Annotated in this window: 10 protein-coding genes; 2 read left to right on the top strand and 8 right to left on the bottom strand. The window is 58.8% G+C overall.

The genetic code is table 11. The features are described from left to right. Nucleotides 1–53 precede the first annotated feature (53 nt). The 4 genes from gyrA to VK574_RS08720 all read right to left on the bottom strand — a co-directional run bounded on the left by gyrA (nt 54) and on the right by VK574_RS08720 (nt 6,690). A complete protein-coding gene (gene gyrA / locus VK574_RS08735; RefSeq protein WP_472799456.1) occupies nt 54–2,885 on the bottom strand; it encodes a DNA gyrase subunit A in 2,832 nt (943 codons plus the stop codon). A 372-nt stretch (nt 2,886–3,257) separates the two neighbouring features. Beyond that, nucleotides 3,258–4,538 carry a cytochrome c3 family protein gene (locus tag VK574_RS08730; RefSeq protein WP_472799455.1) on the bottom strand — a complete coding sequence of 427 codons (1,281 nt, stop codon included), beginning with the start codon at nt 4,536–4,538 and terminating at the stop codon, nt 3,258–3,260. Nucleotides 4,539–4,591: 53 nt separating this feature from the next. Further along, entirely contained in the window at nt 4,592–5,815 is a 1,224-nt protein-coding gene (locus VK574_RS08725) for a glycosyltransferase family 39 protein (protein ID WP_472799454.1), read from the bottom strand. Nucleotides 5,816–6,030: 215 nt separating this feature from the next. Further along, nucleotides 6,031–6,690 carry an Ig-like domain-containing protein gene (locus VK574_RS08720; RefSeq protein ID WP_472799453.1) on the bottom strand — a complete coding sequence of 220 codons (660 nt, stop codon included), beginning with the start codon at nt 6,688–6,690 and terminating at the stop codon, nt 6,031–6,033. Between the two features lie 471 nt (nt 6,691–7,161). On the opposite strand from VK574_RS08720, the gene ruvB reads away from it, so the two are divergent. Beyond that, nucleotides 7,162–8,199, top strand: a complete 1,038-nt coding sequence (gene ruvB, locus VK574_RS08715) for a Holliday junction branch migration DNA helicase RuvB (protein WP_472799452.1) — start codon at nt 7,162–7,164, stop codon at nt 8,197–8,199. A gap of 143 nt (nt 8,200–8,342) precedes the next feature. After that, on the top strand, nt 8,343–8,897 hold the full coding sequence (locus tag VK574_RS08710; RefSeq protein WP_472799451.1) for a thioredoxin family protein: 555 nt from the start codon (nt 8,343–8,345) through the stop codon (nt 8,895–8,897). Nucleotides 8,898–8,990: 93 nt separating this feature from the next. On the opposite strand, the gene galU is transcribed toward VK574_RS08710, so the two are convergent. The 4 genes from galU to VK574_RS08690 form a co-directional block, all read right to left on the bottom strand. Then, complete coding sequence (gene galU, locus VK574_RS08705; protein WP_472799450.1) at nt 8,991–9,866, bottom strand: UTP--glucose-1-phosphate uridylyltransferase GalU; 876 nt, start codon at nt 9,864–9,866, stop codon at nt 8,991–8,993. A 119-nt stretch (nt 9,867–9,985) separates the two neighbouring features. Continuing rightward, entirely contained in the window at nt 9,986–11,698 is a 1,713-nt protein-coding gene (locus tag VK574_RS08700; protein ID WP_472799449.1) for a DUF885 domain-containing protein, read from the bottom strand. Nucleotides 11,699–11,761: 63 nt separating this feature from the next. After that, a complete protein-coding gene (mfd, locus tag VK574_RS08695) occupies nt 11,762–15,325 on the bottom strand; it encodes a transcription-repair coupling factor (RefSeq protein WP_472799448.1) in 3,564 nt (1,187 codons plus the stop codon). Nucleotides 15,326–15,405: 80 nt separating this feature from the next. Beyond that, nucleotides 15,406–16,662 carry an MFS transporter gene (locus tag VK574_RS08690; RefSeq protein ID WP_472799447.1) on the bottom strand — a complete coding sequence of 419 codons (1,257 nt, stop codon included), beginning with the start codon at nt 16,660–16,662 and terminating at the stop codon, nt 15,406–15,408. Between the last annotated feature and the right edge of the window lie 80 nt (nt 16,663–16,742).

Genomic DNA, 16,742 nt, shown 5'->3' with positions numbered 1-16,742 from the left:
CCCAGGTCTCAGAAGAGAGACCTGGGGCACCCAGGTTTGTTCGCGTGAGCAGGCTACTGGATCAACGTGCCTTGTTCGTCTTCCTTGCCGTTCACTTCATCGGGTGGAATGATGACGGCGGCAGCTACCTTGTCGTCGTCTTCCAGGTTGAGCAGGCGGACGCCCTGGGTGGCGCGGCCGGCTGCGCGAACCGTCTTTGTGTCGATGCGGATGATCTTGCCCCACTGGCTGATGACCACCAGCTCCGAGGTTTCGTTGACCAGCAGGATTGACGCAGACTTGCCTACCTTGGGTGTGGCCTTCAGGTTGTTCACTCCCTGGGCGCCTCGGGCGGTCAAACGATATTCGTCTACATCCGTTCGCTTGCCGAATCCATTTTCAGTAACGGTCAAGATAAGCGACTTGCTGACGCACAGCTTCACGTCAAACTCTTTCAGATCTTTCTCGGCGTCATCACGACGTTTTTCCGCGGTCTTGACCGCTGTGTTCAGAGACTCACTTTCTTTCGGCGCTGTGCGCTGTTCCTCTCTGGCTTTCTGCAGCTGCTCTTTCGCCTTTTCCAGAGCATTCCGCAACTCAGTGAGCTTTTTTGTGAGGTTCAGTTTAGCGGCGCACTCGTCGCGTTCTTTGTCCCGGGTAGGATCGGAATCGGTGATGGCCGCACCGATAACGTAGTCACCCTTCTTGAGGGAGATTCCGCGATTGCCCGCAGCATTGCGCCCCATGGGCCGCAAGCCAATGCCATTGCGTTCGGGATCGTACTCCTCATCAAAACGAATGGCCATTCCATCGCGCGTGCCGAGGAAGATTGTCTGCTTGCCGTTGGTGAGTCCCGCGGAAATCAGATCATCATCTTTTTCGATGGCGATGGCGATGATGCCGCGCGACATGACGTTGGAGAAATCCTTGAGCGGGGTCTTTTTCACCACGCCATTGCGCGTGGCAAAGAAGATGAACTTCCCTTCTTCTTCAAGATCGCGAACGGGCAGGATGGCGCGCACATTTTCGCCGGGCTGCAGGTTGAGCAGGCTCTGCATGCTTTTGCCCTTGCCTGCGGCGCCCACATCAGGAACTTCGTACACCTTGATCCAGTAGACGCGGCCGGTGTTGGTGAAGCAGAGCAGGTAGGCATGCGTCGAGTCGATGATGAGCTGCGAGACAAAATCTTCTTCGCGCGTTTTCATGCCGGTACGGCCGGTGCCGCCACGGCGCTGCTGACGATAGATGGAGATAGGTGTTCGCTTCAGGTAGCCCTGGTGACTTACGGTGACGGCGACCTGCTCGTCGGCGATGAGATCTTCAAGCTGGAGTTCGGCGGACTCATCGACGATTTGCGTGCGGCGTGCGTCGCCGTACTGGTCGCGAACCTTCTCGAGTTCCTTGATGATGACGTTGCGCAGTTTCTTGTCGCTGGCGAGGATCGATTCGTATTCGGCGATCTCTTCGCGCTTCTGCTGCAATTCTTTCAGGATTTCGTCGACCGACAGCTGCGTGAGGCGATAGAGCTGCAGTTCGAGAATGGCATCAACCTGCTTGAGCGAAAGGCCACGCTCCTCGGTGGCCAGGCGTTCGCGCTCGAGACTGACGATAATCTCGGTTCCCTTGCCCCACGTGTACAGGTTTTCGCGAGCCTCGGCGCGCGAGTTCGATCCGCGGATGATCTTGATGACCATGTCGAGGTTATCGAGCGCGATCTTGTAGCCTTCGAGAATGTGTTCGCGCTCGCGGGCCTTGCGCAGCAGGTAGGCGGTTCGGCGCTGCACCACGTCGATGCGGTGATTGATGAAAGCGCGGATTGCTTCGTCGAGCGGAAACTCTTTGGGCTGGCCATTGAGAACGGCCAGGAAGATCATGGAGAAGCTCTCCTGCATCTGCGTGTGCTTGTAGAGCTGATTGAGCACGATCTCGGGCTGCGCGGCGCGCTTGAGCTCGATGACGATGCGCATGCCGTCGCGATCGCTCTCGTCGCGAACGTCACTGATCTCGTCGATGATTTTTTCGGTGACCAGTTCGGCGATGCGCTCGATCAGCTTGGACTTGTTGACCTGGTAGGGAATTTCGGTGACGATGATCGCCAGCTTTTCCTTGGTCAGGTTTTCAGTGGCCACCTTGGCGCGCATCATGAAGCGGCCGCGGCCGGTCTTGTAGGCGTTGACGATGCCGCTCTTGCCGTAGAGGAATCCGCCGGTGGGAAAATCGGGTCCCTGGACGTGCTGAAGAATTTCGATCAGGCCGGCCTTGGGATTCTTGACCAGCTCGATCGTCGCATTCACAACCTCGGTGAGGTTGTGCGGCGGAATGTTGGTGGCCATGCCGACGGCGATGCCGCTGGAGCCATTGACGATGAGATTGGGAATGCGCGAGGGCAGGACTGATGGCTCTTGCGTGGACTCGTCGTAATTGGGGACAAAGTCGACGGTCTCCATGTCGATGTCGGCGAGCAGCTCGCCGGCGATGCGCGCCAAACGGCACTCGGTATAACGCATGGCAGCGGGTGGATCGCCATCGACGGAGCCGAAGTTGCCCTGGCCATCGATGAGTGGATAACGCAGCGAGAAGGGCTGCGCCATACGCACCAGCGTGTCGTAAATCGCGGAGTCGCCGTGGGGATGGTAGACACCCATCGCTTGTCCGACAACCTTCGCGCACTTGGTGTACTTCTTGTTGTACTCGAGGCCCATCTCGCTCATGGCGTAGAGCACACGGCGATGGACGGGCTTGAGGCCGTCGCGAGCATCGGGGAGAGCGCGCCCGATGATGACCGACATCGAGTAGTCGAGATACGACCGGCGCATCTCCTCTTCGATATTGATCGAGATGAGACTGCCTTCGCGCGGTGGGGTTCCGCCATCAAGAGGGAGCTGGGGGTTCTGATCGTCGGGCATAGAGGTTTTTTAGAGCGGTTTTCCAATTCACAGTGGAGTTTTTGAAAGTGTGCTCTGTGTCCTTTCTTTAAGAAAGAACACTCAGCGTTGCCGGGTCTCCTTTTTGCACCAAATTGGAGAACCGCTATTCCCGTCGGAGAGGCGGCAAAAAGTACCAGAAATGCTGGGCCGGGAATCTCGCGGGCTACAACTTCATTTTACGCCGCGAAGAGCCCTTTCAGCAAGGCTCACCAGACCCTCTAAATGCAATATTTCATTATATTTATATCGGACTGAATCCGGTTGGATTTTAGCCCCTCCAAGCGCACCCGGAAACGCGCTCTCCCTTGCGAATTTCCGGTGCGTCAAAGAGGTTGTCCAGAGGGGTGGGAATCACTCCGCTACACGCCACGGAGACGTGGTGGTCCACTTTGCAAGTTCCTGTTTTGCCCAGGCATTCGATTTGTCCTTGTGGCATGAAACGCAGGGGTTCGGAATGCCGGATTGTTCGGTTTCGACGGGCGTGATGAAACGAAAAGTATGCGCGGCAACGTAGTTGTCCTTGATGGTCTGTTCGATGCGCGGCATGTGACACGCCGTGCATTTGCTTCCCGTACTGTTGGCTGCATGATGCGTGTGTTCTGCCACGGTACCGTGCAGCCCCGCCGGATTCTGACGCGTGTGGCAGCCCAGGCACAAGGCATTGCCGCTCAATGGAAGATTGGAAACCGCACTGCTATGAACCTGGTGGCAGTCGAAGCAGCGGATCTGGCGGTGATACATATTGCTCTGGACGAAGTCGTTGCCCTGCATGCGGTTTTTGTGCGAGGTAAGGTCGGCAAATTGGTAGAAGTTCGTAACGCCGGGCTTGGTTTCCTCGAGTTGCCAGTAGTCCGCGAGTCGTTTTCCCGCAGTGAATCCGACAGGCCAGTCGTAGTATCGTCCATTGATCGGATTGTTGAGCGGCCGACCCTGGCTGTGGCACTGAATACAAACGTCGTTGGCGCGAACGAAGTCGAGTTTGCCGGGATTGACGATGTTTGTCCGCGTGGGATGCGCGGCATGCTTGCTTCCGGGACCGTGGCATTTTTCGCAACCGACATTCCACTCCGTAACTTGCTTCGTGCGGATGTCGTAGTTTACGGAGTGACATCCGTCGCACGTCGGGCCGGTTGGGCGATCGAAGTTAGTGGGACCATAGAACGGCACCCACCAGTCCGCACCCGCTTCGACGTGATAGGGAAGCCATTTTTGCTTTTGGACGTCCCATTGCGCGGGAAGGGGATAGTAGTCGTCTCCTCGTTTGGTGAAATAGCGCTGCTTGAAGCGGCCGCCGTAGGTAAAGGCGACGTCGTCGAGGGTGAAGGAGCGAACGGGATCGGGCTTTGAGAAATCGCCGACCACAGCTTCAGGATGCTGGCGCGGGTCGAGAAGGATGTTGGCCATCCGGCTCTTTTTCCAGCCGTTGTAGGCGGCAAGATGGCACCTCTTGCAGGTTTCAGAGCCAACGTAGTGAGCCTCGGTTGCCGATGCCTCGCCTTTTGCGGAAAGTGCGGAAGCATCCGACGGAAGCTGGCGCGCGGCGAGCGCGCATGCGAAGGCGGACACCAACACGGACATCTCCGCAATGCGGAGAATTCGTCTGAGTTGTGAAGCAAGTTTCGAGAAGTTCATCGAGACCTCGGCTCTCCATAAGATAAAGAACGCCGGGAGTATACGCGCAACGATCAGATCAGGCCCGGCAAGCTCATAATGCACACGATGATCTGAAGGGCAACCAGGGAGGCTGCGGCTACCAGAAAGAACTTTCCGCGCTGCGACTCGAAGCCGTCGGCAAAGACTCCGCCAATAAAGGTAATGAGAAATGGCAGCGACCATAGCCATGGGCTCGATTGCACGCCGGTTGTGACGAGTGCTGCGGGGACCAGAAAACATAGGAGTGGAGCGGTATTGCCGAAGTAGCGCGATCGGCGAACGCCGAGGTACAGCAGCGCGGCAGCAGCAGCCGCAATAACGGTTCCTGCGTTTGAAAATGTCGAGAAGAAATGGCGCGCAGAATCCAGCGACACTGACAAAAACCCTGAGGCGGAGCGGAAGACATAACTGAAGGCGTCGGGCGAGAAGCCGTAACAGGCGAAGACCAACAGGAGTGCGCCGGCGGATGCCAGAAGCACAACAGGAAGCAGCTGGCTGCGGCGGCCTTCGGCGATCCAGATCATGAGCGCGAGGCCCAGAAGCGCAGCAACCGGCAATGCTGCGATGTGCGCCGCAGCCGCGATTCCAAAGAGGAGCGTAAGCAGAATGATCCGCGGGCGCCATTTGCGGCGCGGGCCCTGCATGGCATGCGCGACACCGATGCAGGTATAGATTCCGCCGTAGACGCCGAGAGCCGCGAAGATATCAGGATTGGGCGAGACGCATGCCTTCAGGATGGGAGGCGAAAAACAGTACAGCGCCAGGGCAACGTATCCGCCCGTGTTGCCGTAGAGGCGCCGCGTGACCCACCACAAGCCCGCTCCGAGGACACAACCGCATGCGAGAAACGGAAGACGCAGCAGCAGGAGAACATGGGTCATCTGGTGACGGAGTTCCCAGACGCTCAACTCCGCGCCTCCCTGCCCTGCGGAGGCCTGGACGACGCGATCCTCGGGCTTGCGGAAAAGATCGAAACCACGCTGCAAGAGCAGATTGACGGTGAGAGGCAGGCCCGCCACACGGTAGGCAAGAATGCCGTCGCGGATGTTGCCGCAGGAGGTGTAGTAGCCGGCCAATGGCGACGGCTTCTCCCAGGTTTCGCGGCCGCAGCGCGCGTACTGGTAGTCGCGGTCAGACAGCGTCTGATGTCCCGTAATCCAAAAGCCTTGCATGAGAAAGAGCGCGAGGAACCCCGCCGCGATCCGTTGCGGGAAGTTGAAGTGGAAGCGGCGAAGGCGGGCGAATCGATGGGTCATTTCGTGCGGCAGCAGACTGTCTCAGTCTAAATGCCCAGACCCGAACGGGTTGACCGTCTCGCAGGCGACAGCACGCCGGCATCTCTCGATCCATCTTTGGCGTTTCGTCTCTTGACGCGTAACGCATTTGCGCCCAAAAAGCAAAAGCCGCCCATTTGCGGGCGGCTTTCATCAAAACGTCTTCGTGACTGGTGATTCAGCAGGAGCCAGAACAATTACTGCACGGAAAGGATCGCTGTCCCCGGGATCGCCGAGCTGCCGTCTGGATTTGTATAAGCGCCTGTAATGGTGGTCGAGCCTGCTGCAACGGCTGTCGCCCGACCCGTTTGGTCAATCGTTGCTACGCCGGTATTGCTTGACGTCCACGACACGGGATTCGTTAAGGTAACTGGGTTGCCCGCACCCGTGAATCCGCTTGCTGCAAATTGTTCCACTGCGGCAACCGCTATAGGAGCGGGGTTGGCGGGAGATATAAGCACCTGTGTCACATCGGTTCCCGCGGCTCCCGGCTGGGTCACATTGACGGTCATGGAGCCCTGAATAATGCCGTGAAACCCCTGCGAGCTCGCCGTGATCAGGATGCCCGAACAAATGTTCTGCTGCGATTCAATAAACCCACTGCTGCTCACGGTGACGCACTCGGGTGTCGCGCTCGCCCAATTCACTTGACTCGTAAGATCTCTGGTGACCGGCGCGTGATTCGGACGCGTATAGGTTCCAATGGCGGTCAGCTGAGTGTGGAGTCCGGGCCCACCGAAGTTCATCACGCTCGGAGAAACGGTAATCGAAGTCAGCGATGGAGAACTGATGCAGCTGGTGATTGGAATCAATACGCCAGTAATTAACAAGGCACCTAACAAAGAACGATAACGCATTCGAATCTCCTGGCGTCTCCGCCGAGTTGGCCCCCTTAGCTTTGGCCAACCTGCAATTCCAACGACCCCCAGTACCCTGGGGCAGTCCCCTGCCTAAGACAGGACGATCTCTCGTGTAGGCTCAGTAGGCTGCAACCTTGCGCAAAGACGTCATCTGGGCTCTACAGCCACACAAGTCTTTACCCGCCAAGCTCTCCACTTCGTGAAAGAACCGAGTAAACACGACAACATGCCTCTTGAGAGGTGGCCCAAGGATACGGCACTTTCAAGCGGCGAATCAATAGCAATCTTGGGTGGGAGAGCCTGAATTGTTACGCGCGTAACTTGCTAAATTGCGAACAGTTGGCAGCAATGGAGCCGTTGTAGTTTTCGCTGCGGTAAAGTGCCGCTCAAAGGCGGGCGAGCTGGCGAATTTTGCGCCGGCTTGGCCGTTTTACCTGGGGGACCTGCAACCGCTACACTGCTGGCAGGATGGCGATTGCGCCCGACAACTCTCCGGAACGGCTGGTAAGCGCCTCGCGCGCTGAGGAAGAACAGAATTTTGAGCTGAAATTGCGGCCGCGCTGGCTGAAAGAGTTCATTGGCCAGACGAAAGCCAAGGAGCAGTTGGCCATCGCGCTCGAAGCCGCAAAGTCGCGCGGCGAAGCCCTGGATCACGTGCTGCTGTTCGGGCCGCCCGGATTAGGGAAAACAACGCTTGCCACCATCATCGCCAATGAACTCGACGTGGGGTTTCAGCAGACTTCGGGTCCCGCGCTTCAGATTCAGGGCGACCTCACGGCGATTCTGACAAACCTGCGCGAGCGCCAGGTACTGTTTCTCGACGAGATCCACCGCATGCAGCCCGTCCTCGAAGAAAAGCTTTATACCGCCCTCGAAGACTACAAACTCGACATCATCATCGGGCAGGGTCCGGCGGCGCGCACGCATGTCATGGAGATCAGGCCGTTCACCTTCATTGGTGCGACCACGCGACCGGGATTGCTGAGTTCGCCGCTGCGGTCGCGGTTCGGCATCCTGCTGCGCCTGGAGTTTTATACAGAGGATGAGTTGAAGGTGATTGTGGAGCGGTCGGCGGAGGTGCTGGGAGTGCCGATTGACGCCGATGGCGCGGCGGAGATCGCGCTGCGCTCGCGTGGGACGCCACGGATTGCGAACCGGCTGTTGCGGCGTGTACGGGATTTCGCCCAGGTGCGCGGAACGGGGAACATCGATCTCCCAACGGCCAACGCGGCGCTTACTTTGCTGGAAGTGGATGCGCACGGATTCGACGAGATCGATCGCCGGCTGATGCTGACGATTATGCAAAAGTACGACGGCGGCCCGGTGGGATTGGGAACGCTTGCGGCAACTTTAGCCGAGGAGGAAGATGCGCTCGAGGAAGTGTACGAGCCATTCCTGATCCAGATCGGCTTTCTGGATCGGACGCCGCGCGGACGCGTGGCGACGCGGCTGGCTTACGAACACTTCGGCGTGGATATGCCGAGACGGCAGCCGGGGTTGTTTTGAGTCAGCGGAGTTAGCGGAAATGACGCCATTGCGCGGCTGATTGCCGGAGTTAGTTTGCAGATTAGCGAGTTAGCGCCGCTTTGCGGCCTGGCGAGTTACGAAGTTAGCGGGTTGTTGCACGATGGAATTTCTGGAGTGATTCAATGGCATTGACTGAGTCAACGATGCTGGAACTGGGAACGACGGCGCCGGATTTCGCACTGCCTGATGTGGTGACGGGCGAGACTGTACGGCGGGATGATTTTCGCGGGCAGAAAGGATTGCTCGTGATGTTCATCTGCACGCACTGCCCCTTTGTGAAGCACATCGAGAAGGGGCTGGCCACGCTGGGCGCAGACTATGCTGGCAAGCTGGGCATCGTGGCCATCGGCAGCAATGATGCGGAAAGTTATCCCGATGACAGCCCGGCAGGATTGAAGCGCCAGGCGCAGACATTCGGCTTCAGATTTCCCTATCTCTACGATGAATCGCAGCAGGTCGCCCACGCGTACAAAGCTGCGTGCACGCCGGACATTTACCTGTTCGAACAGGACTTGAAACTGGTCTATCGCGGACAGTTCGACGGGAGCCGGCCTAGTAACGGCGTTCCCGTAACTGGCAACGACCTGCGCGCAGCGATGGATGCGGTGCTGCATGGTGAAAAGCCGGGGACCGATCAACGCGCCTCGGTCGGCTGCAATATCAAGTGGAAGAGCTAGCGGAGTAAGCAGCCGCTCTGCGGCTTGTGTTTAGCGGAGTTGGCGGAGTTAGCAATCCTCGATCCGGCTTCACGAGCGTCAAGCTAGCTCCGCTCAAAGAGGCAGGCTCTTCAGATATTCGCGGAACTTATCGCCGAACTCGGGCCGCTTCAGCGCAAACTCCACCGTCGCCTGCAGCATGCCGAATTTGTCTCCGGCATCGAAGCGCTTGCCTTCGAAGGTGTAGCCGAATACTGGCTGTTCTTTCAACAACGCCTTGATGCCGTCAGTCAGCTGAATCTCGCCGCCGGCGCCGGGCGTCGTCTGCTCCAGCAATTCAAAGATGCGCGGGGTAAGTACGTAGCGTCCGATGATGGCCTGCTTCGACGGCGCGTCTTCGAGCTTCGGCTTCTCCACCATACCGGTGCAGTTGTAGATGCGCGGATCGTCCGGATCAGGTGAGCCGGCCAATACGCCATATGCGGAGATGCCGGGGCCCTCAACCGTTTGCGTGGCAATCACTGAACCTCCACGCTCGTTGAACACGTCGATCATTTGCTTGAGGCATGGCACTTCAGAATCGATCACATCATCGGGCAGAACTACCGCGAATGGCTCGTTTCCCACCAGTTCCTTGGCGCAAAGCACCGCATGCCCCAGGCCGAGAGGTTCGCGCTGGCGCACATAGCTGACGCGGGCCAGCGCAGAGACGCCGCGTGAAACAGCAAGCAATTCTTTTTTGCCACGGCGCTCAAGGGTGGCATCGAGTTCGAAGCTGTTGTCAAAATGGTCTTCCATGGCGCCTTTTCCGCGCCCTGTGATGATGATGATGTGCTCGATACCGGAAGCGACGGCCTCTTCAACGCCATACTGAATGATGGGCTTGTCGACCAGAGCCAGCATTTCCTTGGGAATTACTTTGGTTGCCGGGAGGAAACGTGTGCCCAGGCCGCCGGCGGGGAAGACTACTTTCCGTACTTGCTCGCTCATCGCATCTCCAGGAAAACGGTTCAAAGCTACCGTGGGGACCAGGCACGGCCCAATTTTCATTTTCCATCGGTCATTGACAGTGGGGCTCTAGCTCATTCGTGGTATTGGCCAACGCTGTTTCAAAGTGTCGGAGAATCGTCGCCAAGCAGGGCTTCGCGGATGATCTTGATTGGTGGAAAACCCTGGCTGAGAAATTCGTCGTGGAATTTTTGCAGTGAAAAGGCAGCACCCTGCTTTTTCTGGAGGTCTGCCCGCAGCTTCATGATCTCAAGCTTGCCTAACGTGTAGTAGAGATACGTGGGATCGCCCGCGCCGCGCTTGGCTTCCACCGCAGCGGTCTCCTTGGGCTGGTAGCCTTCCTTCTGGAAGAATTCGACGGCCTGGTCGTAAGTCATGTTCCCTGTATGCATTTGGATGCCGACAATGAAGCGCGCGTTGCGCAGCAGCGCATCCTGGAGCTGGCCCAGGCGAAGAAACTTCGCCTCTCGCTCGTCTTTGGCGCCTGAGCCCGGCTGGCCATAGCCGTTGTCGAGCATCATCTGCTCAGTGTAGTGAGCCCAGCCCTCGACGTTGGTGGTCGCGCTCAGGATTTTGCGCACGCGGCTAGGCGCCTTGAGCGAATAAAGATATTGCACGTAATGGCCGGGGTAAGCCTCGTGGACTGCCGTCGAAATCACCGTGCCGATATTGAAGGAGTGCATATAGCCCTCAACTTCCGCCGGCGCCATGGAGGCATCCGGGAGCGTCACATTGAAGTACGAGGTAGTGGCCTTCGTTTCGTATGGCCCCGGCGAATCCATGCTGGCCTGCGTGGTTGCGCGCATGAAGGGCGGCGTCTCTTCGACAACCGGGCGCACATCCGAAGGAATGGTCACGATGTGGTGGGCACGAATGAAATCGAGAAGGCTGGTGAAAGTGGCAGTGAAAGCGAGGATCAACTGATCTGGAGCAGGATGCTGGCTGCCTAACTCTTCGAGAACTTCGCGTGGGGTTTTGGAGGGCTCGAGCTCTTTGGCCACCTCGGCGAAGCGTTGCTGGTTCTTGTGCAGGTCGGCGTACCCGATCTCGAGAAGCTTCGGGAGCGGCACATCGACCATTTCGTCGTAGAGAAGCTTCTTTGAAAAGGCATCGGCGCCGATGCGGTAGTCGCCGTTGGAGCGCGGCAGAAGATCGGTCTTCAGCCATTTGAGATAGTCATTGAGTGCTACGATAACGGCCGCATTGGTCTGCGCGAATTCGGCTTTGAGTGCGGGGTCGTGTGCATCGGCAAAGGCGTCGGGTACGTCGTGCTCGAAGAAGCTTACGATGCCGGGGAGTTGGTCGATGGCGATCTCGGTGAAGATACGCGGCGGATTCTCGAGGTTCGTGTGCGCTTCGGCAATGAGGCCGGGCATCTTCTTTTCCCGGGCAATCAGGGATCGGAGACGATCATCGGCCGGGGCAAACTTGCGTTCCATCAGAACAAAGGCAGAGCCGGCGCAGGTGCTGGAGTAACCATCGGCATTCTTGGCCCACGGCTGTATCGTCTCGAGCGTCAGCAGCCGCGAGCGGATGTCGCCCAGGACCATCTCCCGATCGCCGCGCGTCGTCTGGTCCAGCGATGCAGCGGGAATCGCGCTGACGCGCTTTTCAAATTCGTGCAGAGCCGCGACTGCAGCGTCGACGTGAGGGCGCGAGAAGTCTTCGAGCATACTGTCGTACTGGTGGTAGCCAGCGATCGTTCCGCCCGAGGGTTGATTCGGGAAGTAGACCTGGTCGAAGTAATCATCGGAGACACGCTGAAACTGTTGCTTCGCAGTTTGGTTTTCGGCGTGTGCGGCGACAAATGTCATGCAAGCTCCTAAAGCAAAAAGAGTGACAAGTTTTCTCACGGTCCCTCGTGTATTGATTGTGAACTATGCGGTAACAACATCGGGCGCGAGTTTAGTAAGCAAGTCGCGAATCTCCAGTAATACATCGTCGGGGCGGGTGGCGGCCAGCGGGAACTTCAACAGTCCCTGCGGCGTGAACTGCGCTCCCCGCTTGGCGTTGCGGGCCACCAGCCGCATCAGCTGCTGCGGATCGATGGCGGCCTTCTCAGTAAATCGAATCTGCAACTCGGTGCGTTTGCGGTCGACCTGCGCTATGCCCAGGCGTTCGCACTCCAAACGCAGGGCCGCGGCTTCGAGCAGGTAGACCGTTGCGTCGGGCAGCGCGCCGTAACGGTCTTCCATCTCCGCGCGGAGGTCGGCGATGGCCTTTTCGTTTTCGGCGCCCGCAATTTTCTTGTACAGGCGCAGGCGCTGATTCTCTTCCGCGACGTAACTCTCGTCGATCCGCAATGCAATGCCGAGATTGAGTTGCGTCGATGGACGCTCTTCGCCGCCTTCGCCTTTCAGTTCCTTGACGGCGGCTTCGAGCATTGTCGTGTACAGTTCAAAGCCGACAGCCTCGATGTGGCCACTCTGTTCGCCGCCCAGCATGTTCCCTGCCCCGCGCAGTTCGAGATCGAGGGCGGCAATCTTGAAGCCTGCACCTAGATCTGAGAATTCTTTGAGCGCTGCGAGCCGACGACGCGCAATGTCCGTTAGTTCGCGCTCCGGCGGAATCAGCAGGTACGCATAGGCGCGACGGTTAGACCGGCCTACACGCCCGCGTAATTGGTAGAGCTCGCTCAGGCCGTGGCGGTCGGCGCGATTGATGATGATGGTGTTCGCCAAGGGAATGTCGAGCCCGTTTTCAATGATCGTAGTCGCGACCAGCACATCGAACTCGTGATGCATGAAGGCAAGCATCACGGATTCCAGATCCTTCTCGCCCATCTGTCCGTGGGCAACCACAACGCGCGCGCCGGGCACGAGTTCCTGGATGCGCGAGGCGATCTCGTAGATGGTCTCGACACGATTGTGCACGAAGTAGACTTGGCCTCCGCGCTCGAGTTCGACTTCAATGGCAGGACGGATAATCTTCTCGTCGAACTTGGCGACGACGGTCTGAATCGCCATGCGGTCCTTGGGCGGCGTCTCGATCACCGACATATCGCGCAGGCCCACAAGAGACATGTGCAGCGTGCGCGGGATGGGCGTCGCGCTCATGGCCAGCACATCGATTTCCTTGCGAAGCTGCTTCAGGCGCTCCTTGTGACGCACGCCGAATCGCTGTTCTTCGTCGACAACAAGCAGCCCCAGGTCCTGGAACTTGATGTCTTTCGACAAAATGCGGTGGGTGCCAATCAGAATGTCCACCTTGCCTGTTTCAATTTTCTCGACGATGACTTTCTGTTCCTTCGGTGTGCGGAAGCGCGAAATCATCTCGACGTTGATGGGAAACTGCGAGAAACGCTTTTTGAATGTCTCGTAATGCTGGAAAGCAAGGACCGTAGTGGGCGTAAGCACTGCGACCTGCTTCCCATCCTGCACGGCCTTGAAAGCGGCGCGCATCGCGACCTCGGTCTTGCCGTAGCCCACGTCGCCGCACAGCAGGCGATCCATCGGAGTGGTCGCCTCCATATCCTGCTTGACGGCGCTGATCGCGGTGAGCTGGTCGTCAGTCTCGCGGTAGTCGAAGGAATCTTCAAACTCACGCTGAAAATCATTGTCGGGCGAGAAGGCGTTGCCCTCCGCCGTGCGGCGCTGCGCGTAAAGCTTGAGCAGTTCGGCGGCCATATCCTGCATGGCCTTCTTCACGCGCGCCTTCGTCTTGACCCACTGCTGTGAGCCAAGCCTGTTCAGGACCGGCGCGGGCCCGGTATCGGTGGAGCGGTATTTCTGGATCAGGTCGAGCCGCGTAAGAGGAACGTACAGCTTGGCCTGCTCAGCGAATTCGAGAATCATGAACTCGACGGAAAGCCCGTCCTGCACAATCTCTTTCAGGCCCTGGTACTGCGCAATGCCGTGCTCTACGTGGACAACATAGTCGCCGATAGCGAGATCGCGAAAGTCGGAGAGAAACGCAGCGGTCTTCGATTTCTTGGGTTCGGGGCGCGCCGTGATGTCGGCGTCGTCCGACATATCGTTCGCGCCGAACAGAATCAGGTTGGCATTGGGAAAGCTGACCCCGCTGGCAATGTGTGTGCGTACGATGACCGGCACGCGCATGTCGCCGGCAAGGTAACTAGCCTCTTCGAGTTCCGATCCGTGAGTGACAACGCGGCTTCCCAATCGATACGGCACCTGGTATTCGCGCAGCATCGTCGCCGTGCGCTCGACGTCGCCCTGTGTGGGAACGGCAAGAACGATGCGCTGCTCGGCAGCCATCAGGTTCTTCATCTGATCCACCAACGCGGGAATGGAACCGTGAAAGCGCAGAGTTGGCCGCGAGTTGACCGCGATTTCGCCGAGCGTCGAGTCTTCTTCGAGCACGTCGATAGCGCCAAGCTGATCGAGATCAAGCCCATGGTGCGATTCAAGCAGGCTCTCGAGAACTTCAGGGCGCAGGTAAATATCTTCAGGCCGGATGAGCGAACCGATTCCAGAGCGTTCATGGCGCTGCTCGACCTTGCTCCACCAGCGGTCGATCTGGTTGCGCACCATGGCAGGCTCTTCGACAAAGAGCACGCTCCGCGGCAGCAGGTTGAGCAAGTGGTGATCGGCTCCTGCGACGGAGGAAAAGAACTCCCAGCCGGGAAAGACGCTGACGCCACCGGCGGCTTCCGCTTCGATGGCCATCTCTTCTTCGTCCTCGCTCGCACCATCAGTGATCTGCACCCTCTGCTTGCTCAGGCGCGCGTGCACGGCGGCCAGCAAGTGTTCGGTCACCGGCGTTTCGGTCAGCGGCAGAAGCTGCGTTTCGTCAAGGCCGGATTGCGAGCGCTGCGTCTCGGGGTCGAACTTGCGAATTGTTTCGATTTCGTCGCCGAAGAATTCGATGCGGATTGGGCGATCGGCCTCGGGTGAGTACACATCAAGAATTCCGCCGCGGCGCGTAAACTGGCCCGGCATTTCGACGAGATCCATCTGGGTGTAGCCCACGCTGGCGAGATGCGCGGTGAGGACTTCGACGTCAATTTCTTCGCCGCGGCGTATGGTAACGGCGAGGCTCGAATAGTAATCGCGATGAAACAGGCGAAGCGCGGCGGCCTCCGCCGGTGCAATCAGAATCGCCACGGCTCCGGTCGCGAGTTTGAACAGCGCGGCCGCACGCTGCTCCTGCACGTCGGGGTGGGGTGAAAGATTCTCAAACGGAAGCACGTCGTGCGCAGGCAGGCGAACCACCCGGTCGGGATCGATGGCCCCGGTAAGGTCGCAGCCGGCGCGGAGCATTGGCTCCAGCGCCTCAGCCGCCTTGTTGTCGGCAACAACAACGATGACGGGCTGTTTGGCGGCACGAGCGAGCAGCGGAAGGTAAAGAGACCGTGCAGTATTCGTGAGTCCGGACACACGTCGCCGACCGACACCGAGTGAGAGGTGCCTGCGAACGCGGTCGAAGGAGGAGGACTGCTCCAGTTCCGCGAAAATTTCGCGGACAAACGGGAGGATCATGCAGTTTCCAGTTTACCCGAGGACTGCGCGTCCAGCGAATCGCGCTTCGCGCCATTAGCGGCTTGGCCAGGGCTCTGGCGTCAATCGGCGGATTGCGGCACAGCGACCGGCGCTTTCAATGCTTCCCTGGAAACCAGGCATCCGCCCAAAGCCATCGCACCCGCAATCGCCCAGAGACCGGCAGTGTAGTGGTGGGTGACGTCGTGGAGCCAGCCCATGGCGGAGGGGCCGGCGAAGGCTCCGACGGCACCGACGGAGTTGACCAGTGCGATTGCTGCCCCTGCTGCTTTCCCCGAAAGGCGGCTGGCCGCAAGACTCCAGAACATCGGCAGTGAGGCGAGAATTCCCATCGCGGCAAGGCTGAACCCGGCCACGGCCAAAATGACAGAATCGGCCAAACCGGCAGCGATGAATCCCAGCGTGGACGCGACGAACAAATACGGCAGCGTCCGAAATCCGCGGCGGCGGCTGGCCCACAGCATCGCAATCGCACCAAAGCCGAAGGTCACCGATGCCCACCAGCCCGTCGACACGTTTGACGCGCCATGGAAGCTCAAGATTCTGGGCAGCCAGAAAGTCAGACCGTAGTTGCCGCTGCTCCAGAGGAAGTAGACAATGCAGTCCCGCACAATGTGCGCCGTTTGGTTCCCCGATTCAATTTGCAGAGCGCCCTCGCGCTTGAGATCGTCTTCGATCTGCTGCTTGTCTGCCGCCGTAAGCCACCGCGCGGAATCGGGCCTGTCGGCGAGCACCAACCAGGCTGCAAAGCCGAGGATCACCGCCGGCGCGCCCTCCAGCAGAAAGAGCCACTGCCAGCCGTGCAGACCGGAGAGATTGTTGAGCATAAGAATGTGCGCTGAGATCGGCGAGCCAATGGAATTGCACAACGGCACCGCAAGCAAAAAGAGCGCCAGGATGCGCGTACGCAAAGCCCGTGGCAGCCAGAACGTGAAGTAGTAAATCACGCCGGGATAGAAGCCGGACTCCGCAATTCCGAGAAGAAACCGTACGCCGATGTACGACGCCTCGGTGTGCACAAACGCCGTGCTCATCGAAACGATTCCCCAGACAACCATGAGGATGGCGAGCCAGCGCCGTGCTCCCATCCGCGCCAGCACAAGGTTGGCGGGAACTTCGAAGAGACAGTAGCTCAGGAAGAAAACGCCCGCCGCGAAACCGTACACGCTCTCGCTGATACCGAGGTCGCGGTTCATAGTGAGCGCGGCAAAGCTCACGTTGACGCGATCGAGGAAAGCCACCATGTACAGCAGCATGAGGAATGGAACGAGTCGCCACGCGATCTTGCGGTAGAGCGGACTCATGGGAATTGGGCTCACGCGCCGCGGCTCCTTGGTGGGCGCGAACAAGCTTATAGGATCAGGGCCAGTGAGATGTCATGCTACTGGCTTAAGCGAAG

This window comes from Occallatibacter sp. (assembly GCF_035317045.1).
Taxonomy (GTDB): Bacteria; Acidobacteriota; Terriglobia; order Terriglobales; family Acidobacteriaceae; genus Telmatobacter.
This window is presented reverse-complemented; position numbering and strand designations above follow the sequence as displayed.

Coding starts and splice junctions, on each gene's coding strand:
- VK574_RS08710 (WP_472799451.1), top strand. CDS start 8,343: ATGGCATTGACTGAGTCAACGATGCTGGAACTGGGAACGACGGCGCCG.
- galU (WP_472799450.1), bottom strand. CDS start 9,866: ATGAGCGAGCAAGTACGGAAAGTAGTCTTCCCCGCCGGCGGCCTGGGC.
- VK574_RS08700 (WP_472799449.1), bottom strand. CDS start 11,698: ATGACATTTGTCGCCGCACACGCCGAAAACCAAACTGCGAAGCAACAG.
- gyrA (WP_472799456.1), bottom strand. CDS start 2,885: ATGCCCGACGATCAGAACCCCCAGCTCCCTCTTGATGGCGGAACCCCA.
- VK574_RS08720 (WP_472799453.1), bottom strand. CDS start 6,690: ATGCGTTATCGTTCTTTGTTAGGTGCCTTGTTAATTACTGGCGTATTG.
- VK574_RS08730 (WP_472799455.1), bottom strand. CDS start 4,538: ATGAACTTCTCGAAACTTGCTTCACAACTCAGACGAATTCTCCGCATT.
- VK574_RS08725 (WP_472799454.1), bottom strand. CDS start 5,815: ATGACCCATCGATTCGCCCGCCTTCGCCGCTTCCACTTCAACTTCCCG.
- mfd (WP_472799448.1), bottom strand. CDS start 15,325: ATGATCCTCCCGTTTGTCCGCGAAATTTTCGCGGAACTGGAGCAGTCC.
- ruvB (WP_472799452.1), top strand. CDS start 7,162: ATGGCGATTGCGCCCGACAACTCTCCGGAACGGCTGGTAAGCGCCTCG.